Origin of the sequence: Kosakonia sp. LAM2021, from assembly GCF_016620385.1 — a bacterium.
Classification (GTDB): domain Bacteria; phylum Pseudomonadota; class Gammaproteobacteria; order Enterobacterales; family Enterobacteriaceae; genus Kosakonia; species Kosakonia sacchari.
This window is the reverse complement of sequence record NZ_JAENHT010000001.1, coordinates 14,614-39,717: the sequence shown is the minus strand read 5'-3', so window position 1 is coordinate 39,717 and position 25,104 is coordinate 14,614. Positions and strand designations below refer to the sequence as shown.

The following is a 25,104-nucleotide window of genomic DNA, read 5'->3' as shown; positions in this document are numbered from 1 at the left end:
TTTCGCCATTACTCTTTAAAGTCGTTGGCGTCCAGCTCATGGCGGGAGAGTAATTTGTAAAACTCGGTGCGGTTGCGCCCCGCCATGCGCGCGGCATGCGTGACATTACCCTTGGTGATTTGCAGCAGCTTACGCAGGTAGTTCAGTTCAAACTGATTACGCGCCTCAACAAAGGTCGGCAGCGCGGTGTTTTCCCCTTCCAGCGCCTGCTCCACCAGCGCATCGCTGATCACGGGCGATGAGGTGAGCGCCACGCACTGTTCAATAACGTTAACCAACTGGCGCACGTTGCCCGGCCAGCCGGCGGTCATCAACCGCTTCATGGCATCGGTGGAAAAGGCGCGAACAAACGGTTTATGCCTCTCCGCCGACTGTTTCAGCAAATGATTGGCCAGCAGCGGAATATCTTCCGCGCGCTCAGCCAGCGCCGGGATCTTCAGGCTCACCACATTCAGCCGATAGTAGAGATCTTCGCGAAACTCGCCGCGCGCCATCGCTTTCGGTAAATCACGGTGCGTGGCTGAAATGATGCGCACATTAATATCGATATCGCGGTTACTGCCAAGCGGGCGCACTTTACGCTCCTGCAATACGCGTAGCAGTTTGACCTGCAACGGAATCGGCATATCGCCAATCTCATCAAGGAACAGCGTGCCGCCCTCTGCCGCCTGAAACAGCCCCTCGCGGCTGCTGACCGCGCCGGTAAACGCACCGCGTGCGTGACCGAACAACTCAGATTCCAGTAACTGTTCCGGCAACGCGCCGCAGTTGATGGCGATAAACGCACTTTTGCTGCGCGGACTGGCGTTATGAATCGCCTGTGCGAGCACCTCTTTCCCGGTACCGCTCTGGCCGTTAATCAGCACGCTCACGTCAGATTGCGCCACCATCCGCGCCTGCTCCAGCAGACGCAGCATCACCGGGCTGCGGGTGACAATGGTTTCACGCCACTGGTCGTCCATTGCCGAACCGCTGTGCTCCAGCGCATCGTCAATCGCTTTATACAACGCGTCTTTATCTACCGGCTTGGTCAGAAAGCTGAACACACCCTGCTGTGTAGCGGCCACCGCATCGGGAATCGAGCCGTGCGCCGTCAGGATAATCACCGGCATGCCCGGCTGTACGCGCTGGATTTCGGCAAACAGTTGCATGCCGTCCATCTCATCCATGCGCAGATCGCTTATCACCAGATCGACCTTTTCCCGCGCGAGAATGCGTAACCCTTCCTGTCCACTTTCTGCCGTAACGATGCTATAGCCTTCGCTGGTGAGGCGCAGCCCCAGCAGTTTTAACAGCCCCGGATCGTCATCCACCAGCAACAGATGGGCAGGCTTACGGCTGGTCATGGTTTCACATCCTCCTGGGTGCCGTCGCTTTTAGACGGGTGAGAACTGTCCGGCAGGTCGGTAGCGGCGGGTTTATTACGCGTGGAGAGACGCCGTTCAATATCGGTGAGGTTTTCCAGTTTACGTGTAGTCGTTTCCAATTGTTCACGCAGGAATTGTTGCTGCTGGCGCAGGCTATCCAGCTCGCTGTCCGCCGATTGCTGTAATTTCGCGTAACGGGCGCGCTCTTCCGCCAGTTGCAACTGGGCTTTTTCACCATCGCGCCAGAGCTCAAACAGTGGGCGAACCTGCGCAGGGATCGTGGGGCTTAATGCGCCCAGTCGCTCGGTGTATTCACGACGCTCAAGCGGCGAAATTTTGGCGTTAGAGAGCAAAATGCCACGCCTGAACGTGGCCTGCCAGTTATCGTCAGACCAGGTACGTGCTTCGGCACGCGCTGCAGCGGGCGATAAACGCTGCGCGCAGTCCATACCGCGCAGCCAGTAAAGCGGGTTGGTGTCGACGTTTTGCCCGGACAGCGACCAGATATCGTCGCAATCTGTGGACAAGAAATCGGCCAGTTGATGTTCAGGGAGCCGTTCTTCCTGGGGGTCATGAATCGCGCTTTGCGGCTTTTGCGCAACACAGCCCGCCAGCAGCAGACAGGGAAATACGCGAAGCCAGGCGTTTTGCTGTGTAACCGCGTTAACCACGCGGGAAAAAACATGCGACATACTCACCAGATTTAGATTCATTGAGTGGATTTTTCCGGCGCATTGAGGGGTAACTCAATACGGAAACAGACATCAGCTTTACTGCTCGCCACCAGATGCAGCTCGCCTTGCATACGGCGAATGCAGTCTCTGGCAATGCTTAGCCCTAACCCGCTGCCTTTCACCGCTCCTTTTCGCTGGTGGCTACCCTGAAAGAACGGTTCAAAGATCATTTCACGCTCCGTTTCAGGGATCGGCGTACCGGTATTTGCCACTTCGATACAGAGCCGTGCGTTGGCAGTATAGCTGTGCAGAGAAATGTTACCGGATTCAGCACCATAGTGCACCGCGTTGGAGTAAAGATTATCCAGCACGCTCATCAGCAACATCGGTTCGGCCTGGCAGGTCGCCACATCAAGGGCGACATCGGTATGCATCATTTTAGCTCGCGCCGGCAAACTGTGGGCAGAGATCACCATTTCTACCAGTGGCGCGAGTTCCACGGTTTCAAGCTCCACCGAACCTTCGGCCAGCTTGCGGTTGTAATCCAGCAACTGCTCAATCAGTTTTTGCAGATTGCGGCTACTGGCATCAAGGATCTCCACCACCTCTTTCTGTTCTACCGTCAGCGGTCCAACAACCTGATCGGCAAGCAGCTCGGTGCCTTCGCGCATGCTGGCAAGCGGCGTTTTTAGCTCGTGGGAAAGATGGCGTAAGAATTGATGACGCTGTGATTCAAGCCAGGCCAGCCTTTCGCTCAGCCAGAGGATCCGTTCGCCGACATAGCGCAGCTCGCGCGGGCCTTTAAAAACAACGCTGCGGCCCAGGGTTCTCCCCTCGCCTAAGCGATTAATCATCCGCTCGATGCCCTTCACCGGGCCGATGATCATGCGGGTAAACAACAGGACCAGCGCAAGGCTCACCAGGAACAACACCAACGCCTGCCAGCCGAAAAACTGGCCGCGTTCGGCAATTTCCAGCTGAAGCTGTTGCCCGCGGGAAAAGACCACCGCGCGCGTCGATTGCACCATCTCGGTATTCGCAGCAGCAAACGCTTCAAGCTGCAATGACGCCTCGGCTGTCGGGCCGCTATTTTTGCATTGTAACTGGGCGAGCGCGTTTAAATCCTGGCGCAGCGCCTGGTAAAGTTTATCGTCAGGGAGCACGCCCGCGTGGGCATCAAGCATCTCGCTATAGCGCTTACGCTGATTCTGGTACACGCGCGCCAGGGTGGCGTCATCCAGCACGCAGTACTGCCGGTAGCTACGCTCCATTTCCAGTGCGGCATTGGTCATTGCTTCACTGCGACGCGCGTCAATCAACGTAGTGCGATTGGTCTGTAACGCCTGCGCACTGAGTGCGTTCAGGCTTTGCCATGCCTGCCAGGCTAACACCAACAGCGGCAACAGAATTAATAAAAAGGCCATCATGACCAGTTGGCGAAGCGAGCGGGGGAAAACAGGCCAGCGTTTCAATGCAGTTCTCTCGCAAAAAAAGGTAGGGAGATGCTAACTGATTTACCAAAAGCCAGAAACAACAAAGCCGGGCATTAACCCGGCTTTGTTATGAAATTAGGCGGTGCCTAACTCGACGTTTCGCCCGATGTCTGATAAAGCAGCGCAATAATCAGCAGGTGGACGGCAGGCACCTTTAAGTGCGTCATTCGAAGTTTATGTAGCGCGTCCCGAAGGGGCTGACATAAGAAGGTGAATGAGCCACTGCTTAATATTATGCAGATATTGTGCCAACATACCAATAAATATTTTAACCAATTGATTATAATGCATTTAATGTTTTAAAAATGAAAATGTGATGTGCTTATCATTTCAACAACCTGTCGCTATTTAGCAACACACTGATAGCATCAAAAATAAAGTATTTATAATCAATTAATTAAATGTCTCTGTTTGGAGACACTACTCAATACCCAATGTTGGGAAATACCGACACTTTTGCTCAGGCGAAAAAAAAGCCCTCTTATAAAGAAGAGGGCTTACTGATTATGGCGAAATTAACCCAGTTGTTTACGGGCGTTGCGGAAGATACGCATCCACGGGCTGTCTTCGCCCCAGTTTTCTGGGTGCCAGGAGTTAGAAACGGTGCGGAACACGCGCTCCGGGTGCGGCATCATAATGGTTACGCGCCCGCTTTCGCTGGTCACAGCCGTAATGCCGTTCGGTGAGCCGTTCGGGTTCGCCGGGTACGTTTCCGTCACGGCCCCGGTGTTATCCACGTAACGCAACGCCACCAGCCCTTTGCTTTCCAGCTGCGCCAGATGCGCGCCATCACGCACTTCCACGCGACCTTCGCCATGGGAAACGGCGATCGGCATCTGCGAGCCAACCATCCCGCTCAGCAGCAGCGACGGGCTTTGCGTCACTTCGACCAGGCTGAAGCGCGCTTCAAAGCGGTCTGAGTGGTTACGCACAAAACGCGGCCACAGCTCGCTGCCAGGGATCAGTTCACGCAGGTTAGACATCATCTGGCAACCGTTACACACGCCCAGCGCCAGCGTCTGCGGACGGTGGAAGAAGGTTTCAAACTCGTCACGCACGCGCTCGTTGAACAGAATCGATTTCGCCCAACCCTCGCCTGCACCCAGCACATCGCCATACGAGAAGCCGCCGCAGGCAACCAGCGCCTGGAAGTGCTCAAGGCCAGTGCGCCCTGCCAGCAGATCGCTCATATGCACGTCAATGGCATCAAAACCGGCGCGATGGAATGCAGCCGCCATTTCAACGTGGGAGTTAACACCTTGTTCACGCAGCACAGCCACTTTCGGGCGCGCGCCGGTAGCAATAAACGGCGCGGCGATATCTTCATTGATATCAAAAGAGAGCTTCACGTTGAGGCCCGGATCGTTGTCATTGGCTTTCGCCTGATGCTCCTGATCCGCACACTCCGGGTTATCACGCAGGCGCTGCATCTGCCAGGTGGTTTCCGCCCACCACATGCGCAGCTGAGTGCGGCTTTCGCTGAACACCGCCTGACCATTAGCCTCAATGACAAAGCGATCGCCAGCGACAGCATTACCAAGATAGTGAACGCAATTACCCAGGCCGTAAGCCGTCAGCACGCTTTCTACCGCTTCGCGATCGGCCGCGCGCACCTGAATCACCGCGCCCAGCTCTTCATTAAACAACGCCGCCAGACGATCCTGGCCCAGAGACGCGATATCAACGTTGATACCGCAGTGGCCGGTAAAGGCCATCTCTGCCAGCGTGACCAGCAGGCCGCCATCGGAGCGATCGTGATAGGCCAGCAGTTTGCGGTCCGCCACCAGCGCCTGGATAGCATCAAAGAAGCCTTTCAGTTGCTCAACGTTACGTACATCAGCCGGTTTGTCGCCAAGCTGGCGGTAAACCTGTGCCAGCGCGGTGGCACCCAGTGCGTTGTTGCCATTACCCAGGTCAATCAGCAGCAGGGCGTTATCTTCCGTGGAAAGCTGCGGAGTAACCGTGCGGCGAACATCTTCAACGCGGGCAAACGCAGTGATCACCAGTGACAGCGGCGAGGTCATTTCGCGCTGCTCGCTGCCTTCCTGCCAGCGGGTTTTCATCGACATGGAGTCTTTACCCACCGGAATGGTTAAACCGAGCGCCGGACAAAGCTCTTCGCCTACCGCTTTCACCGCCGCATACAGTCCGGCGTCTTCGCCAGGGTGCCCGGCGGCGGCCATCCAGTTCGCCGATAGCTTAATGCGTTTGATATCGCCAATCTGCGTCGCGGCGATGTTAGTGAGCGCTTCCCCCACCGCCAGGCGGGCGGAAGCAGCGAAGTCCAGCAGCGCAACCGGCGCACGTTCGCCCAGCGCCATCGCCTCACCGTAGTAGCTATCAAGGCTGGCGGTGGTTACCGCGCAGTTCGCCACCGGGATCTGCCACGGGCCAACCATCTGATCGCGTGCAACCATACCGGTCACCGTGCGGTCGCCGATGGTCACAAGGAATGTTTTTTCTGCCACGGTTGGCAGGTGCAGCACGCGGTTAACCGCATCGGCAATGGAAATGCCCTGAACGTTCAGCGCTTCGCCAGCCGCCTGTCGGGACGCGACATCGCGGGTCATCTTCGGCGTTTTACCCAGCAGCACATCCAGCGGCATGTCGATCGGCTGATCGTTAAAGTGCTTATCGTTGAGCGTCAGGTGCTGCGCTTGCGTCGCTTCACCAATCACCGCGTACGGCGCGCGCTCGCGGCGGCACAACTCGTCAAACAGCGCCAGTTGATCGGCGGCAACCGCCAGCACGTAGCGCTCCTGCGATTCGTTACACCAGATTTCCAGCGGGCTCATTCCCGGCTCATCGCTCAGAATATCGCGCAGCTCAAAACGACCACCGCGCCCGCCGTCGCTCACCAGCTCCGGCATGGCGTTAGAAAGACCACCCGCGCCAACGTCGTGAATAAAGAGGATTGGGTTGGCATCGCCCAGCTGCCAGCAGCGGTCGATAACCTCCTGGCAACGACGCTCCATCTCGGGGTTGTCGCGCTGTACGGAGGCAAAATCGAGATCGGCGTCGGACTGACCAGATGCCATCGACGACGCCGCGCCGCCGCCCAGACCGATATTCATCGCCGGGCCGCCCAGCACGATCAGTTTCGCGCCAACGGTGATTTCACCTTTCTGCACATGATCGGCGCGAATGTTGCCGATGCCGCCCGCCAGCATGATCGGTTTGTGGTAACCGCGCAGCTCCTCGCCGTTATGGCTGTTCACTTTCTCTTCATAAGTACGGAAGTAACCGTTCAGCGCCGGACGACCAAATTCATTGTTGAACGCCGCGCCGCCCAGCGGGCCGTCGGTCATGATATCCAGCGCGGTGACGATACGATCCGGTTTGCCGAAATCCTCTTCCCACGGCTGTTCAAAGCCTGGAATACGCAGGTTAGAAACGGAAAAGCCCACCAGACCCGCTTTTGGCTTCGCGCCACGGCCGGTTGCGCCTTCGTCGCGGATCTCGCCGCCGGAACCTGTCGCCGCACCCGGCCACGGCGAAATCGCCGTCGGATGGTTGTGGGTTTCCACTTTCATCAGAATATGCGCCGATTCCTGATGGTAGTCGTAACGCCCTTCCCCGCGATCGGCGAAGAAGCGGCCCACTTCAGAACCTTCCATCACTGCGGCGTTATCTTTATAAGCCGACAGCACGAAATCCGGCGTTTGCTCGAAGGTGTTTTTGATCATTTTGAACAGCGACTTCGGCTGCTGTTTGCCATCAATCACCCAGTCGGCGTTGAAAATTTTGTGGCGGCAGTGCTCAGAGTTCGCCTGCGCGAACATATAAAGCTCGATGTCGTTCGGATTGCGCCCGAGGCGGGTAAACGCATCTTGCAGGTAGTCGATTTCGTCTTCCGCCAGCGCAAGCCCCAGACGCAAGTTGGCGTCAATCAACGCCTGACGGCCTTCACCGAGCAGATCCACGCTCTCTACCGGCGCAGGCTGATGGTGCTCAAACAGGCGTTCGGCGTCTGCTTGTGAGGTGAAGACGCTCTCCATCATGCGGTCATGCAGCTCTGCGGCAACGTCGTTCCACTGAGCGTCAGTCAGCCCGGCTGCGTCAACGTAATAGGCGACGCCGCGCTCAAGGCGATTGATTTTGTTGAGGCCGCAGTTGTGAGCGATATCGGTGGCTTTAGAAGACCAGGGAGAGATGGTGCCAGGACGAGGAGTGACGAGCAGTAATTTTCCGGTCGGGGTATGGCTGCTAAGGCTCGGGCCGTATTTCAGCAGACGCTGGAGCCGCGCGTATTCATCTTCTGTCAGCCCATCATTGAGATCGGCGAAGTGAGCGTATTCGGCGTAAATGTTGCTTACCGGGAGGTTGGCGGCCTGAAAACGTGCCAGCAGTTTGTTGATACGGAAAGCGGACAATGCAGGCGAACCACGCAGAATTTCCATCATAAGTCTCTCGTCTTCGATTACGAAGCGTCGGGGACGCTTTAAGTGTGCACCAGGGGAAAACGGGCGTCATTATAGAGAATCCTGCGCGCCGACGAAACCGTTTGCGTCGAAATAAAATCGCCGCCAATTTTTAACAATAGCTGTCGCCGAATGCTCTAATTAGTTGCCAACTGGCGTTTTGTTGCGCAGAATGCCGCTCAATCACCGACAAACCTTACTGTTATCATCACGAGAACCTTCTGAGGCAAAGCACGGCGCAGAGAATTAACTCCTTGAAAAAATTTAAGATTAATTATCTGCTCATCGGCATTGTCACCCTGCTGCTGGCAGCGGCCCTGTGGCCTTCTATCCCCTGGTTCGGCAAAGCCGACAATCGCATCGCGGCGATCAAAGCTCGTGGGGAGCTGCGCGTCAGTACGGTCGCCACACCGCTGACGTACAACATCATTGATGGCAAAACGTATGGGCTGGATTACGATCTTGCGCAGCACTTCGCCGATTACCTTGGCGTCAAACTGAAAGTCACGGTGCGCCAGAATATCAGCCAACTGTTTGACGACCTTGATAATGACGACGCCGATATGCTCGCCGCCGGGTTGGTCTACAACAGCGAGCGGGTGAAAAACTACCAAACCGGGCCAGTCTACTACTCCGTTTCTCAACAACTAGTGTACCGCGTGGGCAGCTATCGACCGCGCACGCTGGAATCCGTGAATGCCAGCCAGTTAACCATCGCTCCTGGTCATGTCGCGCTGGACGATCTGCGTGAATTAAAAGAGAAGAAGTACCCGGCGTTGAGCTGGACGGTGGATGAAAAGCTCGGCACGACCGCGCTGCTGCAACAAGTGGTCGACGGGAAACTGAGCTATACCGTCGCCGATTCGGTCGCCATTAGCCTGTTCCAGCGCGTGCACCCCGAGCTGGCGGTGGCGCTGGATATTACCGATGAGCAACCCGTTACCTGGTTTAGCAAGCGCGATGACGATAATACGCTGTCGGCTGCGATGCTCGATTTTTTCAATAACATGAATGAAGACGGCACGCTTGCACGGCTGGAGGAGAAGTACCTCGGCCACGGCGAGGATTTTGACTATGTCGACACGCGTACCTTTTTACGCGCCGTCGATAGCGTGCTGCCGGATCTGCAACCGCTGTTTGAAAAATACGCCCAGGCGATCGACTGGCGATTGTTAGCGGCCATCTCTTATCAGGAGTCACACTGGGATTCCCAGGCCACCTCACCCACCGGCGTTCGCGGCTTGATGATGCTGACGCGTAACACGGCGCAGAGCTTAGGTTTAAGCGATCGCACTGACGCCGAGCAAAGCATCAGCGGCGGCGCGCGTTACCTGGTGGACATGATGAGCAAAGTGCCCGACACCGTTCCGCAGGATGAAAAAATCTGGTTCGCGCTGGCGGCTTACAATATGGGCTACGCACATATGCTGGATGCCCGAGCGCTGACGGCGAAGACGAAAGGCAATCCGGACAGTTGGGCAGATGTGAAACAGCGTCTGCCGTTATTAAGCCAGAAGCAGTACTACAGCAAGCTGACGTACGGTTACGCACGCGGGCATGAAGCCTATGCCTATGTAGAAAATATTCGTAAGTATGAAATTAGCCTGGTCGGTTATTTGCTGGAAAAAGAGAAAGAAGCCGCAAAAGCGCTGAAGCTGGCGAAGAGTTACCCGGCAGTATCGACCGAGGAGTTAAATCGCCCGGCTTATGGCGTGCTGCCCTTTAGCGCGTTAACCGCTAATGAAGCTTTCCCGCGTAACCCGCTGCTGGTATCCGATGCGCTGGTGCAAAACCCGCTAAAAGTTAACCGCTAGCGCTTCGCGCCACCAGGCTCTAGAAAGCTGTGGGATCGCCAGCCGGTTTTTTCAGGGCTTTCTTCTCCAGCCGACGCTGGCGGAAAAAATCGCTCAGCATCGCGGCGCATTCGTCGCGTAACACGCCTTCGGTTATCTCCACCCGATGGTTCATGCCCGGATGGTGCAACACATCAATCAGCGAGCCCGCCGCGCCGGTTTTCGCATCCCGCGCACCAAAGACCAGTTGCCCGATACGGCTGTGCACCATGGCACCCGCGCACATAACGCATGGCTCCAGCGTGACATATAAAGTGGTATCAATAAGACGGTAGTTTTGCAGCACCAGCCCGCCCTGGCGCAACGCCATAATTTCCGCATGCGCGGTAGGATCGTGGCGACCAATCGGCCGGTTCCAGCCTTCGCCGATCACCTGACCGTTATGCACCAGCACCGCGCCAACCGGCACTTCGCCCTCTTCCCAGGCGCGTTTCGCCAGGGTGAGCGCATGACGCATCCAGACGTCGTGATTCAGTTCAGGAATGGACAAAGCGAGTTACTCCAGTAATTCAGGCGGAGCGCATTATACACAGCCGTTATCGGTTCGACACTACTCCAGCTGTTGCAAGTCGCCACGTGGCGTCACGCGCCAGCGGTGCTGGCAAAAATAGAGCAACGGGTTATCTTGCTTGCTGTCGCTGTAGCCGCTGTAGAGACGCAACGGTGTACCGATTTTGCGTTCAAGCTGGGCGACTTTTTCATGCCCGAGGCAGCGCATAGTCAGCACCCAGCCACCGTAGCGGCGGCTGATTTGGCTGGCTATCAGGTTAACGCGCGGGAGCCAGGGAGTATCAAAATAGACTTGCTCCACCAGCGGCTGCGGCGAGCCGGTAATCAGCCAGATATCAGCATCGGACGCCGCCAGATAGTTGGTTAACCGCGTTTGCACGACCGGGAAGGCGGTAACATGCTCACGAAACCAGCTGACAAATTTCTGCTGCAACGCATTCAGATGGCGTTCGCTATGGCCAAACGTGCAGCCCCACAGTAGCAAGCTCATTGGCCAGCGCGCGGCGCGTCCTTTGAGTAATAATCCGCCCGCAATCACCGGCAACAAAGGCAGCACCAGCAACGCATTTAACGGCTGATGACGTAAAACGTAACGCAGAAACGTGCCAAACATATCCTGCTGATGCAGGGTTCCATCAAGATCAAAAAAGACGACGCGGCGCTCGCTGTTAGCCAAATGGGAGTCCTCTGTTGGTTAACCTTCGACCGCCGGGCCTCTCCTTCTGGCGATCGCTCTTTCAATAGCCTAACAGATAGACCTACACTTTTCCGGTAACAATCGGTCACCGATACCTGTAATAATCAGCGGCTATGTTGGCCAGCCTGGGATGCTTTACACTGGCCAGAACCTTTAATTCACCCCGAACCTGATGACAACACAACATACACGCGCCTTTCACTTTGCCCCGTTTCGCCATCTGTTTTTTGCCCGTCTGCTGACGGTGCTCGGTAACGGCATTGCCCCCATTGCGCTGGCTTTTGCGGTACTGGACATTGGTGGTTCCGCCACCGAGCTCGGTATTGTGGTGGCAGCACGTTCGCTGTTTAACGTGGCGTTTTTACTGGTCGGTGGTGTGCTGGCCGATCGCTATTCACGCAGCCGTGTGCTGGTGTTGTCGTCGCTGGTCGCTGCCTGTTCGCAAGGCGTTGTCGCCTGGCTGGTGCTGGACGGTTCAGCGACGGTGATGCTCCTGGCGATACTCGGCACGATTAACGGCGCAGCGGCGGGGATCGCGCTGCCGGCGTCGTCCGCGCTGGTGCCGCAAACGGTGCCAGCGCATAACCTGCGCGAAGCCAATGCCTTTATCCAGCTTGGTATTTATAGCGGAACGGTCGTCGGCGCGTCGCTCGGTGGCATCCTCACCAGCGCCGTCGGGCCTGGCTGGGGGCTGGCGATTGACGCGCTGGGCTTTGCCGCCTCGGCTCCGCTTTACCTGGCCATTCGCATGGGTGCTATTCAGGAGACGGCGGCGCAAAGCAATATCCTGCAAGATCTGCGCGATGGCTGGAAAGAGTTCATCAGCCGTGCCTGGGTGTGGGCCATTGTCGTGCAGTTCACCATTATTAATGCCGCATTCAGCGGGGTGGTGATGGTGCTCGGCCCGATCATTGCCGATGCCTCGTTTGGCCGCACGCGTTGGGGAGTGATTGTCGCCGCGCAGAGCGTTGGTTTGATTGTCGGTTCGTTCCTCGCGCTGCGCTGGCGTCCACGACGCGACCTGTTTATCGGTGTGATGCTGGTTGCCGTATGCGCGGTGCCGATCTATCTCCTGAGCCAAAGTGTGTCTACCGCATGGTTGCTGGCCGCATTTTTTCTTGCAGGTGTCAGTTTCGGCCTGTTCGGCGTGGCGTGGGCGCAGTCATTACAAACACATATTCCGCCGGAGAAGCTGGCGCGTGTTTATGCCTACGACGCAATGGGGTCATTTATCGCTATTCCGGTTGGTGAGCTGGCCGCCGGGCCACTGGCGACGCACTTCGGTAGCAGCAACGTGCTGATCGCCTCGGCAATTGCAGTGGTCATTGCCTGCGCTGGTGCCAGTTTTATTCCGGCAATTCGCCTGCTCGATAATTCACCGAAGGTTAAACAACACAGCCTCAGCGGATCCTCTTGATCGCTGTCAAAACCCATTCAGGGATATTTTGTGCTAAAAGAATTTTTAATTCATAATCGCAATCTATTACTGGAATATAAAATTCATTCATCGGCAAAATATCGCGGATGGGTTTGCTCCCGGAGATCTTATGAATTGTCTAATCCGCATTCGCCAGCGCTACCCAGGCCTTGCGCAGAGCGATAAAAAGCTGGCGGAATTTCTGCTGGAAAACCCCGATCGCGCCCGCCATTTGAGTTCGCAACAACTGGCCGCAGAAGCAGGTGTCAGCCAGTCAAGCGTGGTGAAATTTGCCCAGAAGATGGATTTCAAAGGCTTTCCGGCGATGAAGCTGGCGATCAGCGAAGCGTTAGCCAGCAATAGCAACCCGTGGTCTGTGCCGGTACATAACCAGATCCGTGGCGATGATCCGCTGCGGGTGGTGGGCGAAAAGTTGATTAAAGAGTACCAGAGTGCCATGCATGCCTCGCTGGATGTCAACAGCGAGGAGAAACTGCTGGAGAGCGTGCGGCTGCTGCGCGAAGCACGGCGTATTATCCTGACGGGTATTGGCGCTTCCGGGCTGGTCGCACGTAATTTTGGCTGGAAGCTGATGAAAATCGGCGTTAACGCCGTGGTCGAGCAGGATATGCACGCGCTGCTGGCAACCGTGCAGGCGATGGAGTCGGGCGATCTGCTGCTGCCGGTCTCTTATAGCGGCGAACGCCGTGAAATTAACATGGCGGCCGATGAGACACTACGCGTTGGCGGCAAGATCCTCGCCATAACCGGCTTCACGCCGAACGCATTACAACAGCGGGCCACGCACTGCCTGTACACCATCGCCGAAGAGCAAGCGACACGCAGCGCGGCGATTTCTTCTACCAGCGCGCAAATGATGCTTACGGATTTGCTGTTTATGGCGCTGGTGCAACAGGATCTTGAGCATGCGCCGGAGCGTATTCGCCATAGCGAAGAGCTGGTGAAAAAACTGGTGTAGCCTCCCCGCCCTGGCGGACGAGGAGCTTTAGCGCGTTACTCGCCGCCGTTGGTCAGATGTTGCACTATCTCCTCCCGCATCATTTCCGCGAGTAGAGCATGGGTTTTGGTGGTCGGGTGCATATTGTCCCAGAAAACAAACGCGCCACTCGCCGCTTTACATGCCTGCTTCACCGCAACGCCTGTGGCGTAAGAGATGCCCGAAGCGGAGATATCCAGGCAAGTTTCGCTGGTATCAACAAAACCATATTTACCGCTTTCACTGAGCAGATCATTAAATGCGCTATCCAGTTTGACGGTGAAAAAATTCGTTTTCGGGTATGCGGTGCGTAATTCGCCGAGTAGCTGGTCCAACTGCTGGTTAAAATTCTCTGATTTGTTTTTTAGCGCCTCTTTTTCCGCTGGTGTCCACGTAGCGACATTGGGAATGCCGGAAAAATCAGGCAGCCTGAATATCGCAATATGCTGCGCGCCCAATGCCGCCAGACGCGCCAGCTGTACGCGATACGTAGCGATGATATCGTCCGGCATTTTTGCACCAGTGATAAAATCATTACCGCCAAACAGCACCGTAAACAGTGTCTGCGCAATGTCATAGTTCTCTGTTTTACCCAGATAAGCGCTGAAAGAATCCAGTTGCTTGTCAAAACCGTTAAACAACGGTTTCTCGCCGCTTTCCGCATTGGCTGTCGCCCAAACGTAGCCCGGTAAATTCAGCGAACCGCCCAGATATTCGTGCCAGACTTTGCCATTAGAAAAATGGCCAAGAAACCATGATGCGTGATTTGGAACCGTGCCATATGAGCCGTTATAAACATTAATCGTATCGCTAAGGCTGTCGCCAAATATGACCATGCGATCAATTTTATTATTGCCGAACATTATCGCCGGTTGTGCCTGCCCCTGATGCCAAATCATATAATACCAGGAGAGCGTGTAATCAGATGCGTAAGGAATAACGGTTTCTGCATTAATATTGCTGGCCTTTAACGTACTCCGACAGATATTCACCAGGCTTGCGTAGGATGATTCGCTATAAAACATATTTGCCAGCGGCGTGGCGCTATACCAATACCCGCGCAGCTTTAGATAGTTGCTCCCGTCGCGTGCCCATGCCCATGATGAAGCCGGATTGCTTTGGTCCTGATTATCGATGTTATACACACATTTGATATAGGTTGAGGTCTCTTCGTTTGTCCGCAACGCACGCTGGTTTGCGGAGGATTCATACGCAGGTGGCACCGGCGTTGTATAGATATACCCATTCGCCGCATTCGCCAGCCCGCTTGTGATACTGGAAATAAATGCGAGATATAATTTCGCTCTTTTCATCATAGTCCCTTATTAATTACCCCTGTCAGGTCGCACTAAGATATATATAATATTTATATATCAGAGATGGGGTAATTATTCTTATTCAATAAAAACACACCGCATACTATTCTGTTCGGGTGTTATTTGTATTTTCGGCGCAGAAATATTATGCGGTCAATGGCGCTTTTCTTATGTTTGATTAAGAACATTCGCCAAAACGTCTCAGGACGGAGTAGAAAGGTTGTCCCACGCCACCTTTGTGCGCAAAAGCATCATCGTGATTGGGGCTATCCGGTTTCTGTGGTAAAGTGCGCCGGTTAATATTCAGTAGTTTCCAGATAGCATCCAGATTTGACGGTAATTCTTTGAAATGGCTTTACTAATTACAAAACGCTGCATCAATTGCGACATGTGCGAACCGGAATGTCCGAACGAAGCCATTTCGATGGGCGACAGCATTTATGAGATCAACAGCGATCGCTGCACCGAGTGCGTCGGCCACTACGAAACCCCGACGTGCCAGAAAGTGTGCCCGATACCCAATACCATCCTCAAAGATCCGGCACATGTGGAAACTGAAGAACAGCTGTGGGACAAGTTTGTTCTGATGCACCACGCAGACAAGATTTAGCTCTCGATAATCACCGTCGCGCAGGCGTAATGGCGTTCATCCGCCAGCGTCACATGCATGGCGCGCACGCCCATCTGTTCCGCCATTCGCTGTGCTTCATCCCAAAGACGCAGGCTCGGTTTGCCCAGCGCGTCGTTGAACACTTCGAACTGATTAAACGCCAGCCCGTTACGGATCCCTGTGCCTAAGGCTTTTGCCGCCGCCTCTTTGACCGCAAAGCGTTTCGCCAGAAAGCGAACCGGCTGCTGATGCGCCTGATACTGCGCCCACTCGTTGTCGCTCAGCACCCGTTTAGCAAGGCGATCGCCGCTACGGGCGACCACCGCTTCGATGCGGGCTATCTCGACGATATCCGTACCTAATCCCAGAATCGCCATTACGCGCGCGCTTCCAGCATCAACCGTTTCATCTCCGCTACCGCCTCTTTCAGGCCGCTCATCACCGCGCGACCAATAATGGCGTGGCCGATATTCAGCTCGTGCATTTCCGGCAGCGCGGCAATGGCTTTGACGTTGTGATAGGTCAGTCCGTGCCCGGCGTTGACTTTCAGGCCGAGACTTGCCGCGTAGGTCGCCGCTTTTGCAATGCGTTCCAGCTCTTTTGCCTGATCGGCATCGTTTTTCGCATCCGCGTAGCAACCGGTATGAATTTCAATGTACGGTGCGCCAACCTCTGCCGCCGCTTTGATCTGCTCAGCATCAGCATCGATAAACAGCGATACCAGAATACCCGCCTGCGCCAGGCGCTGGCAGGCATCGCGCATTTTCTCGCGCTGGCCAGCAACATCCAGCCCGCCTTCAGTGGTCACTTCCTGGCGTTTTTCCGGCACCAGGCAGCAAAAATGCGGTTTGGTTTCGCAGGCAATCGCCAACATCTCTTCGGTCACCGCCATTTCCAGATTCATTCGGGTATGCAAGGTCTGGCGCAGAATTCGCACGTCACGGTCGGTGATATGACGACGATCTTCACGCAAATGCACAGTGATGCCATCAGCGCCTGCTTGCTCAGCGATAAAAGCGGCCTGAACCGGATCCGGATAAGCCGTCCCGCGCGCGTTACGCAGTGTGGCAATGTGATCGATGTTGACGCCCAACAGTAATTCAGCCATGACAATCCTCAATGTTCTCAAAGGAACTGACGCGTGCTTCGCCGCGCCAGCCCGGTTGTTATTCTGCTATCTTTTTGGCACGAACTGCCGGAACAGCTCCCGGCTTTTCAGCGGTTTGCCACCAAGATACGGCTTTAACGCGATACGGGTAAAGCGCTTTGCGGCGCGTAGCGTGTCGGCATCCGGGAACTCCCGCTCCGCCAGTGCGCGTAAATGCCGCCCGGTAAAAGTGCTGTTATCTATCACGACGCTGGCAATAAAGCCCTTCTCTTCCCGGTAACGATAAGTCATTACATCATCGACCGGCTCGCCGCTGCCGGCGCAGTGGAGAAAATCAACGCCATAACCCAGATGCCCGAGCAGCGCCAGCTCAAAACGGCGCAGCACCGGTTCCGGCGTGCTGTTGACGCCAGCCAGGGCCTGGATACAGTGCAGATAATCAAAAAAGAGTTCAGAAAAGCGCGTCTCGTGTTCAAGCACGCGGGAGATAAGTTCGTTAACGTAGAGACCGCTGTAGAGCGTGATGCCGCTGAGCGGCAGTGCCAGCGATACCGCTTCCGCGCTGCGCAGCGTTTTGACTTCGCCACGCCCGCCAAAGCGCACCAGCAGAGGAGTGAAAGGTTGTAATGCGCCCTTCAGATTAGAACGCCTGGAACGTGCGCCTTTGGCAACAAGGCGCACACGGCCAGACTCTTCCGTGAAGACGTCCAGCATCAGGCTGGTTTCGCTCCACGGGCGACTATGCAGAACAAAAGCGCGCTGCCAGCCTTCCATATTATTCTCGTCGTCTTTCAGGCCGCAGGAGCGCTGGCTTCATCCGCTTACCCAGAGCGCTTATTTGATCAAGCGCCTGAACACTCACGGCCTGGCCGTCTGTCTGCACCCCGGGAGCCATAGAGAGCAGGCTCTTAGAGATCGTCTACGTAACCGAGACTACGCAGCGCGCGTTCGTCGTCGGCCCAGCCGGATTTCACTTTCACCCACAGTTCCAGGTGAACTTTGGCTTCGAACATCTCTTCCATATCTTTACGGGCTTCAATACCGATGGTTTTGATTTTGGAACCTTTGTTGCCAATCACCATCTTCTTCTGCCCTTCGCGCTCAACAAGGATCAACCCGTTGATATCGTAACCACCGCGTTCGTTGGTCACGAACTGTTCGATCTCCACGGTGACCGAGTACGGCAGTTCCGCACCGAGAAAACGCATCAGTTTTTCACGGATGATTTCCGAGGCCATAAAGCGCTGTGAGCGGTCGGTCACGTAATCTTCCGGGAAGTGATGCACCGCTTCCGGCAGATGCTTACGCACGATGCCGGCGATGGTATCGACGTTCAGACCGGTCTCTGCAGACAGCGGAACGATATCGAGGAAGTTCATCTGGCTTCCCAGCCACTGCAGGTGCGGCAGCAGATCGGCCTTCTCTTGCACGTTGTCCACTTTGTTGACCGCGAGGATCACCGGCGTTTTGCCGTCACGCAACTTGTTCAGCACCATTTCGTCGTCCGGCGTCCAGCGGGTACCTTCCACAACGAAAATGACCAGTTCAACGTCACCGATGGAGCTGCTGGCAGCTTTGTTCATCAGACGGTTAATGGCGCGTTTCTCTTCCATGTGCAGGCCCGGAGTATCGACGTAAATCGCCTGATACGCGCCCTCCGTATGGATGCCAACGATGCGGTGGCGCGTGGTTTGCGCCTTACGAGAGGTGATGGAAATCTTCTGCCCAAGCAGATTATTCAACAGGGTGGATTTACCAACGTTGGGACGTCCGACGATGGCAATAAATCCGCAATAGGTTTTTTCTTCGCTCATTCCAGCTCCAGTTTTTTCAGCGCCTGTTCGGCGGCAGCCTGCTCCGCCTTGCGACGGCTGGAACCCGTGCCAACCACCGGTTCACTCAGGCCGCTGACCTGGCAGTGGATAGTAAATTCCTGATCGTGCGCTTCGCCGCGCACCTGCACCACCAGATAAGACGGCAACGGCAGATGACGGCCCTGTAAAAACTCCTGCAGGCGCGTTTTCGGATCTTTTTGTTTATCGCCAGGACTGATTTCATCAAGGCGCGTTTGATACCAGCTCAGAATTAATTTTTCGACGGTCTGAATATCGCTATCAAGGAACACCCCGCCAATTAACGCCTCAACGGTGTCTGCCAGAATGGATTCACGGCGAAAACCGCCGCTTTTCAGTTCACCCGGCCCTAAACGCAGACACTCACCCAGCTCGAATTCGCGGGCAATTTCCGCCAGCGTATTTCCACGCACCAGCGTCGCGCGCATGCGGCTCATATCACCTTCGTCCACACGCGGGAAACGATGATAGAGCGCGTTAGCAATCACATAACTTAAAATAGAGTCGCCGAGAAATTCGAGACGCTCGTTATGTTTGCTACTGGCGCTGCGGTGGGTTAATGCCTGCTGCAACAGATCATGATGTTGAAAAGTGTAGCCCAGCTTCCGTTGAAGCCGATTAATTACGATGGGGTTCATGCGATACCAATAAATAAATGCGTCAACAATGCAGCACACGAAACCGACCTGAGAAAACCAACGCGGTTTCGTGTGCTGTGGCGCCCGGGGGAACCAGCCTTAAACTTCGGGGGAATATTCTATACGCAACGACCGGGGTTGTCGTTAGTCTGGTGGGAATAATATTGGAAATAATTCAGGGCGCAATCGCGGTGATTGCGCCCTGGTTAATTAATGAATTCCGCCGATACGATTCAGGCGCACGCCTGTCGGCCATTCACCTTCTTGTTTCTCGAAACTCATCCAGATTGCCGTGGCGCGGCCAACCAGGTTCGCTTCCGGCACAAAGCCCCAGTAGCGGCTGTCTGCGCTGTTATCGCGGTTATCACCCATCATGAAGTAATGACCCGGCGGCACAATCCAGGTTGCCAGCGGCTGGCTCTGCTGGCGATAGTAGATCCCCAATTGATCCTGCGCGATAGGCACGGTCAGAATGCGGTGCGTCACATCCCCCAACGTCTCTTTACGCTCGGTTAAACGTACGCCATCCGCCAGGGATTGACCTTTCGGTAACTGGAAGAAACCGCTGCTTGCCTCGCCACCGGAGCGACGTCCGAAGGTCTGCACAAAATCGCTCTCTTCAACGTTGCTGTAAGTGATAGGCAAAGCACTCCCGCAAGCCTGACCCGAGCTGCAGTTCGGCTGCACGGTCACTTGTTTGGTCACCGGATCGTAGGTCACTTTATCGCCCGGTACGCCAACCACACGCTTGATGTAATCCAGACGCGGATCGTCCGGGTATTTAAATACCGCAATGTCACCGCGTTTCGGATGACCGGTTTCAATCAGCGTTTTCTGGTAGATCGGATCTTTAATTCCGTAGGCAAACTTCTCCACCAGAATAAAATCACCAATAAGCAGCGTTGGCATCATTGAACCAGATGGGATCTGGAACGGTTCGTAAATAAACGAACGCACCACCAGCACAATGGCCAGCACCGGGAATACGGAAGCACCGGTCTCCAGCCAGCCAGGCTTCGGACCGATCTTTTTCAGCGTTTTTGCATCGAGCGCATCGCCTGTCGCAACTTGCGCAGCGGCCTGACGATCCCGGCGTTTTGGTGCAAAAATAAACTTATCAAGGCACCATAAAAAACCCGTCACCAGGGTCGCGATCACCAGGATCAGGGCAAACATGTTCGCCATGCCAACTCCTTAGGATTATTTGCTATCTTTGCCCACATGCAGAATGGCAAGGAACGCTTCCTGCGGCAGTTCGACGTTGCCGACCTGCTTCATGCGTTTCTTACCTTCTTTCTGTTTCTGCAGCAGTTTTTTCTTACGGCTCACGTCACCGCCGTAGCATTTCGCCAGCACGTTTTTACGCAGCTGTTTCACTGTCGAACGGGCAATAATGTGGTTACCGATCGCCGCCTGAATCGCGATATCAAACTGCTGACGCGGGATCAGTTCTTTCATCTTCTCGACCAATTCACGACCACGGTACGGTGCGTTATCGTTATGGGTGATCAGCGCCAGCGCATCCACACGCTCACCGTTGATCAGAACGTCCACGCGCACCATGTTAGAGGCCTGGAAACGTTTGAAGTTGTAATCGAGCGACGCGTAACCACGCGACGTTGATTTCAGACGATCAAAGAAGTCCAGCACCACTTCCGCCATCGGAATTTCGTAAGTCAGCGCAACCTGGTTGCCGTGGTAAACCATGTTGGTCTGCACGCCACGTTTCTCTACGCACAGCGTGATAACGTTGCCCAGGTACTCCTGCGGCAGCAGCATGTGACACTCGGCGATAGGCTCGCGCAGCTCGTCAATGTTGTTCAGCGGCGGCAGCTTAGACGGGCTATCGACGTAAACCACTTCTTTATTGGTGGTCTGCACTTCGTAGACCACGGTCGGCGCGGTTGTAATCAGATCCAGATCGTATTCGCGCTCAAGACGCTCCTGGATGATCTCCATGTGCAGCAGACCGAGGAAGCCGCAGCGGAAACCAAAGCCCAACGCGGTGGAGCTTTCCGGTTCATAGAACAACGAGGCGTCGTTGAGGCTCAGTTTGCCGAGCGCATCGCGGAAGTTTTCGTAATCGTCAGAGCTGACCGGGAACAGACCGGCATAAACCTGCGGTTTGACCTTCTTAAAGCCTGGCAGCGCTTTATCTGCCGGGTTACGGGAGGAAGTCAGGGTATCGCCCACTGGCGCGCCGAGAATGTCTTTAATCGCGCAAACCAGCCAGCCTACTTCACCGCACTTCAGTTCGGTGCGATCAACCTGTTTCGGCGTGAAAATCCCCAGCCGGTCAGCGTTATAAACCTGCCCGGTGCTCATTACTTTAATTTTGTCGCCTTTGCGCATGGTGCCATTTTTGATACGCACCAGAGAAACCACGCCAAGGTAGTTATCGAACCAGGAGTCGATAATCAGTGCCTGCAACGGCGCATCCGGATCGCCTTCCGGCGGCGGAATGTCACGCACCAGGCGCTCCAGCACGTCGGGCACGCCCACACCGGTTTTCGCCGAGCAGCGCACCGCATCGGTGGCGTCGATACCAACAATGTCTTCAATTTCTTCTGCTACACGCTCAGGATCGGCGGCTGGCAGGTCGATTTTATTCAGTACCGGTACGACTTCCAGATCCATCTCGATGGCGGTATAGCAGTTTGCCAGCGTCTGCGCTTCCACGCCCTGGCCTGCATCCACCACCAGCAGTGCGCCTTCGCAGGCGGCGAGCGAACGGGAAACCTCGTAGGAGAAGTCAACGTGACCGGGGGTATCGATAAAGTTCAGCTGGTAGGTTTCGCCATTGTTGGCTTTGTAATCCAGCGTGACACTTTGCGCTTTGATGGTAATGCCGCGCTCACGTTCAAGATCCATGGAATCAAGAACCTGGGCTTCCATTTCGCGATCGGAAAGACCACCGCAAATCTGGATGATACGGTCAGACAGCGTCGACTTACCGTGGTCGATGTGAGCGATGATCGAAAAGTTACGAATATTCTTCATATAGTGAGTTTTTATGCCTTACGAGTAACTAAGAGGCCTGTACGCGCCTGACGTCAATGTACTGAAACGCCGCATTCTACACTACAACAACAATGCGGGGAAATGCTGATACCAGGCAGAAAAGTATCGCTATTATCGTAAGACTTAAAGAGGATATTACGGCTGGCGTTCAGCGGATGCGTTGTCGACGCGGATAAGATCCGGGGGCAGACCGACGCTGAGAATAACCGGCTGCCATTCGCTGCGCGTGGCAAGCTTTGGCGACAAACCACGGGCCAGTAAAAAACCGCCGACGCCGCCAAGCACTGCGCCGCAAAGCGCTGCGAGATCCTGGCCGAAGAACGCCTGGAAAATGGCACCCATGACAAACAGGCCTACCAGCGGCGACATATAGACCAGTACCGCGGAGCCCAGCAGGCTGCTCTCGGCGATGCCTAATTCAACTTTCTGCCCGGCAACTAACGGCTCTGCGCTCGGTACGGCAATAGTGTGCGTGGTTTGCGGACCGAGTTTATTCAGCACACGGCTGCCGCAACCGGCACGCGAAGCGCAACTGCTACAGGAAGCTTTGACATCACATTCGACCAGCGCGCTACCATTTTGCCAGGAAACGACGGTCGCCCACTCTTTTATCATTGTGCGGCCTTAAATTTGAGACTGTCCGCAATACGTTTTGCGGTTTGCGGCGGCAATTCACCGACGACAGTAATTTCGGCGTTATCGCGAACCGTTGTGCTAACGGTACGGCGACCGGTGCGCAACATCTGATCGGCGCTATTCTGATTCGCACGGTTAACGTTAACGGAGAAGCTGAACAAGCCGTCGGAATAGAGGCGAGATTCAACGGGCATATCCATGGTCGGCAGTTGGCGACGGCTGCTGGAGACTTCGCTAAACCCCTGCGGCAACCAGGCCGGTTCCCAGTTAAATACCACTTTATCGCCAGCCGGAAGTGAAAGGAGCGGTGGCAAACTGGCTTTCGCCAGTGTTTGCATGCTGTTAGTCACCTGACCGTTAACGGTAACCGCAATAACGCGGAACTGTTCAAGGGTTTCGCCATCACGATCAAGCAAATCAACGCGCATCGGCAGACGAGTTTCTTCATCCATCCACACGATATAGCTATAACGGGTGCCATCACGCGCCACAACGCGGATCACTTCGCACAGTCGGTCAGCAATGCGCGTGCGGCCGACGGAGATGAAATCGTAATAGGGAGAAAGACGTTTGAAGTCGGTATAAACCAGCGACGGCAGTGAATCGACGATGAAGTTGCCGTTAAGCGTGAAAGGCTCAAGACCCGGTTCGAAGTAGCTGATCTCATTGCCACGCTGCACCACTTCGCGGCGGGGGCCGTCCATTTGCAACAGCTGCGCAAGCGGCTGATCGTTAAGACGCACATGGCGGTAACGTAACGATTCAACACCCTGCTTATTGATGCTGACGAATGAGAGTTCGTAGTTAAGCGACTGGCTCGCCACGTTCATTTGCTGCAGCAACGCCCCGGACGAAACATCAGCCGAGGCGTTGACAGAGAAGAACAAGCCAGTAGCCACAAAAGACATGGCACACCAAAGTTGCTTCATTACTGCGATTGCGTTCCTAAAGTTTGATTTCCTGGCACTTGAACAGCAGCTTGCTGTGTTTGCGCCTGCTCAAACTGAAGCTGTTCGGAGTGCAGACGGCGTTGCAGTTCGTAATCCTGCAGCATCGCATTAATGCGACGACGTTGTTCCTGCACCTGCTGTTGCTGACCGGCATTTGCCGTCGCATCAGACGGAACACCCAAACTCACCGGACTGGCTTTGCCCATCATCGGCAGCGTATTAAACACTGGCGCTTCGGGCTGTTGGGTTGATTCAGCCGAGCCATTATAGTGCTGGACGCCAACAATTACAGCAAGCGATACGCATGCCGCGACGCCCATCTGAGTAAGCTGGCTGGCCCATGGTCGAACTTTGTGCCAGAACGGCATTTTCTGCCATTGATGAGGAGCGGGCTGAGCTTCAGGAATCAACGGCGCCGGCGCCTGAACAGCGTCTTTCTCAATCGCGGCCATTACTTGGGCTGAGATATCGAAATGGAGGAGATCGGCGGTATCACCACGCATGGAATCGCGGATGAGATGGTAGCTCTCCCAGGTTTTCTGCATTTCCGGATCCTGAGACAACTCAACGAGCAGCTCACTATCCAGCGTTTCACCATCCATTAAAGCGGAAAGTTGTTCTTTCTGCATGCCTAATACCTTTTTCAGTATCCCGCTATCGTCAACGCCTGATAAGCGGTTGAACTTTATTATCAATAGCTTCCCGCGCACGGAAGATACGCGAACGAACGGTACCTACCGGACAATCCATTATGGCCGCAATCTCTTCATAACTCAGGCCATCCAGCTCCCGCAACGTGATTGCCATGCGTAAATCTTCCGGGAGCGACTCAATGGTACGGAAAACTATTTGTCGCAGTTCTTCTGACAACATTAAGTTCTCAGGGTTCGAAATTTCTTTCAGTGCACCGCCACTTTCGAAGTTTTCTGCTTCAATTGCGTCCACATCACTGGATGGCGGCCTGCGCCCTTGGGCAACCAGGTAATTTTTCGCTGTATTAACCGCAATTCGGTACAGCCAGGTATAAAAAGCACTATCCCCCCTGAATGAATCAAGCGCGCGATAGGCTTTTATAAATGACTCTTGTACGACATCAGGCACATCGCCCGAAGGGACATAACGGGAAACCAGACTCGCCACTTTATGCTGGTAGCGCACCACCAGTAAGTTGAACGCTTTCTGATCTCCTTTCTGGACCCTTTCGACCAGGACCTGATCCGTTAACTGCTCGCTCATCCGAGGTAAAGTCTCCCCAAAACCAATTTCCACGCGTATCCAGAAACGCCACTCCAATACTGCACAATATGAGCAAGCAGCCAATTAGAGGACCGGTCTGTAATAAAGTTCCGTTACGCCTTTGTTTTTGTGCATCGTTCTACAGACTTTTCATTCTGACTCATTATAAGTCTGCAAACTTTGAACAATGTGTTTTCTCAAAGAAAAGACCTTAAGATCGCCAGAGAGTAACGCAATACCGCTTTTTTTTCACCTCTAATACACCTTAGCTAACAAACTGCTTCTTAATATCTTTTTCCTGGATGGA

At 54.9% G+C, this 25,104-nt stretch carries 21 protein-coding genes and 1 pseudogene; 4 read left to right on the top strand and 18 right to left on the bottom strand.

Annotated elements, in window-relative coordinates; all coding sequences use genetic code 11:
* Nucleotides 1–8: 8 nt before the first annotated feature.
* The 4 genes from glrR to purL form a co-directional block, all read right to left on the bottom strand.
* A complete protein-coding gene (gene glrR, locus JKP81_RS00180; protein ID WP_017459023.1) occupies nt 9–1,346 on the bottom strand; it encodes a two-component system response regulator GlrR in 1,338 nt (445 codons plus the stop codon).
* Nucleotides 1,343–2,080 carry a two-component system QseEF-associated lipoprotein QseG gene (gene qseG, locus JKP81_RS00175; RefSeq protein ID WP_200550132.1) on the bottom strand — a complete coding sequence of 246 codons (738 nt, stop codon included), beginning with the start codon at nt 2,078–2,080 and terminating at the stop codon, nt 1,343–1,345. The genes glrR and qseG overlap by 4 nt, the downstream gene beginning before the upstream one ends.
* Nucleotides 2,077–3,513 carry a two component system sensor histidine kinase QseE/GlrK gene (gene qseE / locus JKP81_RS00170; RefSeq protein ID WP_200550130.1) on the bottom strand — a complete coding sequence of 479 codons (1,437 nt, stop codon included), beginning with the start codon at nt 3,511–3,513 and terminating at the stop codon, nt 2,077–2,079. The genes qseG and qseE overlap by 4 nt, the downstream gene beginning before the upstream one ends.
* 536 nt (nt 3,514–4,049) lie before the next feature.
* Nucleotides 4,050–7,937 (bottom strand): phosphoribosylformylglycinamidine synthase, encoded by a 3,888-nt coding sequence (purL, locus tag JKP81_RS00165; RefSeq protein WP_200550128.1) that lies wholly within the window; start codon nt 7,935–7,937, stop codon nt 4,050–4,052.
* A gap of 239 nt (nt 7,938–8,176) precedes the next feature.
* Here purL and mltF point away from each other — a divergent pair, with 239 nt between their 5' ends.
* The gene (gene mltF, locus JKP81_RS00160; RefSeq protein ID WP_234455482.1) at nt 8,177–9,769 is read left to right on the top strand and encodes a membrane-bound lytic murein transglycosylase MltF; all 1,593 of its coding nucleotides are present in this window, start codon (nt 8,177–8,179) and stop codon (nt 9,767–9,769) included.
* Between the two features lie 19 nt (nt 9,770–9,788).
* Here the strand turns inward: mltF and tadA are convergent.
* Nucleotides 9,789–10,317 (bottom strand): annotated as a pseudogene (gene tadA / locus JKP81_RS00155) (tRNA adenosine(34) deaminase TadA).
* A 41-nt stretch (nt 10,318–10,358) separates the two neighbouring features.
* On the bottom strand, nt 10,359–10,994 hold the full coding sequence (yfhb, locus tag JKP81_RS00150) for a phosphatidylglycerophosphatase C (RefSeq protein WP_065370330.1): 636 nt from the start codon (nt 10,992–10,994) through the stop codon (nt 10,359–10,361).
* Between the two features lie 193 nt (nt 10,995–11,187).
* Here yfhb and JKP81_RS00145 point away from each other — a divergent pair, with 193 nt between their 5' ends.
* On the top strand, nt 11,188–12,432 hold the full coding sequence (locus tag JKP81_RS00145; RefSeq protein WP_200550124.1) for an MFS transporter: 1,245 nt from the start codon (nt 11,188–11,190) through the stop codon (nt 12,430–12,432).
* Between the two features lie 130 nt (nt 12,433–12,562).
* Nucleotides 12,563–13,411 carry a MurR/RpiR family transcriptional regulator gene (locus tag JKP81_RS00140; RefSeq protein WP_200550123.1) on the top strand — a complete coding sequence of 283 codons (849 nt, stop codon included), beginning with the start codon at nt 12,563–12,565 and terminating at the stop codon, nt 13,409–13,411.
* Between the two features lie 35 nt (nt 13,412–13,446).
* Here JKP81_RS00140 and JKP81_RS00135 read toward each other — a convergent pair whose 3' ends face one another.
* Nucleotides 13,447–14,742 (bottom strand): SGNH/GDSL hydrolase family protein, encoded by a 1,296-nt coding sequence (locus JKP81_RS00135; protein WP_234455449.1) that lies wholly within the window; start codon nt 14,740–14,742, stop codon nt 13,447–13,449.
* A 352-nt stretch (nt 14,743–15,094) separates the two neighbouring features.
* Between JKP81_RS00135 and JKP81_RS00130 the strand changes: the two genes are divergently transcribed.
* Nucleotides 15,095–15,355 carry a YfhL family 4Fe-4S dicluster ferredoxin gene (locus tag JKP81_RS00130; protein WP_017459033.1) on the top strand — a complete coding sequence of 87 codons (261 nt, stop codon included), beginning with the start codon at nt 15,095–15,097 and terminating at the stop codon, nt 15,353–15,355.
* On the opposite strand, the gene acpS is transcribed toward JKP81_RS00130, so the two are convergent.
* The 11 genes from acpS to rpoE form a co-directional block, all read right to left on the bottom strand.
* A complete protein-coding gene (acpS, locus tag JKP81_RS00125) occupies nt 15,352–15,732 on the bottom strand; it encodes a holo-ACP synthase (RefSeq protein ID WP_200550121.1) in 381 nt (126 codons plus the stop codon). The two genes, JKP81_RS00130 and acpS, sit on opposite strands and share 4 nt — an antisense overlap.
* Nucleotides 15,732–16,463: a pyridoxine 5'-phosphate synthase gene (pdxJ, locus tag JKP81_RS00120; RefSeq protein ID WP_200550120.1), complete on the bottom strand. Its 732-nt coding sequence runs from the start codon at nt 16,461–16,463 to the stop codon at nt 15,732–15,734. Before pdxJ ends, acpS begins: the two co-directional genes overlap by 1 nt.
* A 66-nt stretch (nt 16,464–16,529) precedes the next feature.
* Nucleotides 16,530–17,237 carry a DNA repair protein RecO gene (recO, locus tag JKP81_RS00115; protein ID WP_200550119.1) on the bottom strand — a complete coding sequence of 236 codons (708 nt, stop codon included), beginning with the start codon at nt 17,235–17,237 and terminating at the stop codon, nt 16,530–16,532.
* A gap of 134 nt (nt 17,238–17,371) precedes the next feature.
* The gene (gene era / locus JKP81_RS00110) at nt 17,372–18,277 is read right to left on the bottom strand and encodes a GTPase Era (RefSeq protein WP_086870713.1); all 906 of its coding nucleotides are present in this window, start codon (nt 18,275–18,277) and stop codon (nt 17,372–17,374) included.
* Nucleotides 18,274–18,954, bottom strand: coding sequence for a ribonuclease III (gene rnc, locus JKP81_RS00105; RefSeq protein ID WP_025263878.1), 681 nt, complete (start codon nt 18,952–18,954; stop codon nt 18,274–18,276). The genes era and rnc overlap by 4 nt, the downstream gene beginning before the upstream one ends.
* Nucleotides 18,955–19,164: 210 nt before the next feature.
* Entirely contained in the window at nt 19,165–20,139 is a 975-nt protein-coding gene (gene lepB / locus JKP81_RS00100) for a signal peptidase I (RefSeq protein WP_200550118.1), read from the bottom strand.
* A 15-nt stretch (nt 20,140–20,154) separates the two neighbouring features.
* Nucleotides 20,155–21,954 carry a translation elongation factor 4 gene (gene lepA, locus JKP81_RS00095; RefSeq protein WP_086870710.1) on the bottom strand — a complete coding sequence of 600 codons (1,800 nt, stop codon included), beginning with the start codon at nt 21,952–21,954 and terminating at the stop codon, nt 20,155–20,157.
* A 156-nt stretch (nt 21,955–22,110) separates the two neighbouring features.
* The gene (gene rseC / locus JKP81_RS00090) at nt 22,111–22,590 is read right to left on the bottom strand and encodes a SoxR-reducing system protein RseC (RefSeq protein WP_200550117.1); all 480 of its coding nucleotides are present in this window, start codon (nt 22,588–22,590) and stop codon (nt 22,111–22,113) included.
* The gene (rseB, locus tag JKP81_RS00085; protein WP_200550116.1) at nt 22,587–23,540 is read right to left on the bottom strand and encodes a sigma-E factor regulatory protein RseB; all 954 of its coding nucleotides are present in this window, start codon (nt 23,538–23,540) and stop codon (nt 22,587–22,589) included. The genes rseC and rseB overlap by 4 nt, the downstream gene beginning before the upstream one ends.
* On the bottom strand, nt 23,540–24,190 hold the full coding sequence (gene rseA, locus JKP81_RS00080; RefSeq protein ID WP_065370326.1) for an anti-sigma-E factor RseA: 651 nt from the start codon (nt 24,188–24,190) through the stop codon (nt 23,540–23,542). Before rseA ends, rseB begins: the two co-directional genes overlap by 1 nt.
* Nucleotides 24,191–24,221: 31 nt before the next feature.
* Nucleotides 24,222–24,797: an RNA polymerase sigma factor RpoE gene (rpoE, locus tag JKP81_RS00075; RefSeq protein ID WP_000003307.1), complete on the bottom strand. Its 576-nt coding sequence runs from the start codon at nt 24,795–24,797 to the stop codon at nt 24,222–24,224.
* Between the last annotated feature and the right edge of the window lie 307 nt (nt 24,798–25,104).

What these genes read in the sequence shown, in the direction of transcription:
- glrR (WP_017459023.1), bottom strand. Translation starts at nt 1,346, where the DNA reads ATGACCAGCCGTAAGCCTGCCCATCTGTTGCTGGTGGATGACGATCCG.
- qseG (WP_200550132.1), bottom strand. Translation starts at nt 2,080, where the DNA reads ATGAATCTAAATCTGGTGAGTATGTCGCATGTTTTTTCCCGCGTGGTT.
- purL (WP_200550128.1), bottom strand. Translation starts at nt 7,937, where the DNA reads ATGATGGAAATTCTGCGTGGTTCGCCTGCATTGTCCGCTTTCCGTATC.
- JKP81_RS00145 (WP_200550124.1), top strand. Translation starts at nt 11,188, where the DNA reads ATGACAACACAACATACACGCGCCTTTCACTTTGCCCCGTTTCGCCAT.
- JKP81_RS00140 (WP_200550123.1), top strand. Translation starts at nt 12,563, where the DNA reads ATGAATTGTCTAATCCGCATTCGCCAGCGCTACCCAGGCCTTGCGCAG.
- JKP81_RS00135 (WP_234455449.1), bottom strand. Translation starts at nt 14,742, where the DNA reads ATGAAAAGAGCGAAATTATATCTCGCATTTATTTCCAGTATCACAAGC.
- JKP81_RS00130 (WP_017459033.1), top strand. Translation starts at nt 15,095, where the DNA reads ATGGCTTTACTAATTACAAAACGCTGCATCAATTGCGACATGTGCGAA.
- acpS (WP_200550121.1), bottom strand. Translation starts at nt 15,732, where the DNA reads ATGGCGATTCTGGGATTAGGTACGGATATCGTCGAGATAGCCCGCATC.
- pdxJ (WP_200550120.1), bottom strand. Translation starts at nt 16,463, where the DNA reads ATGGCTGAATTACTGTTGGGCGTCAACATCGATCACATTGCCACACTG.
- recO (WP_200550119.1), bottom strand. Translation starts at nt 17,237, where the DNA reads ATGGAAGGCTGGCAGCGCGCTTTTGTTCTGCATAGTCGCCCGTGGAGC.
- era (WP_086870713.1), bottom strand. Translation starts at nt 18,277, where the DNA reads ATGAGCGAAGAAAAAACCTATTGCGGATTTATTGCCATCGTCGGACGT.
- rnc (WP_025263878.1), bottom strand. Translation starts at nt 18,954, where the DNA reads ATGAACCCCATCGTAATTAATCGGCTTCAACGGAAGCTGGGCTACACT.
- lepB (WP_200550118.1), bottom strand. Translation starts at nt 20,139, where the DNA reads ATGGCGAACATGTTTGCCCTGATCCTGGTGATCGCGACCCTGGTGACG.
- lepA (WP_086870710.1), bottom strand. Translation starts at nt 21,954, where the DNA reads ATGAAGAATATTCGTAACTTTTCGATCATCGCTCACATCGACCACGGT.
- rseC (WP_200550117.1), bottom strand. Translation starts at nt 22,590, where the DNA reads ATGATAAAAGAGTGGGCGACCGTCGTTTCCTGGCAAAATGGTAGCGCG.
- rseB (WP_200550116.1), bottom strand. Translation starts at nt 23,540, where the DNA reads ATGAAGCAACTTTGGTGTGCCATGTCTTTTGTGGCTACTGGCTTGTTC.
- rseA (WP_065370326.1), bottom strand. Translation starts at nt 24,190, where the DNA reads ATGCAGAAAGAACAACTTTCCGCTTTAATGGATGGTGAAACGCTGGAT.
- rpoE (WP_000003307.1), bottom strand. Translation starts at nt 24,797, where the DNA reads ATGAGCGAGCAGTTAACGGATCAGGTCCTGGTCGAAAGGGTCCAGAAA.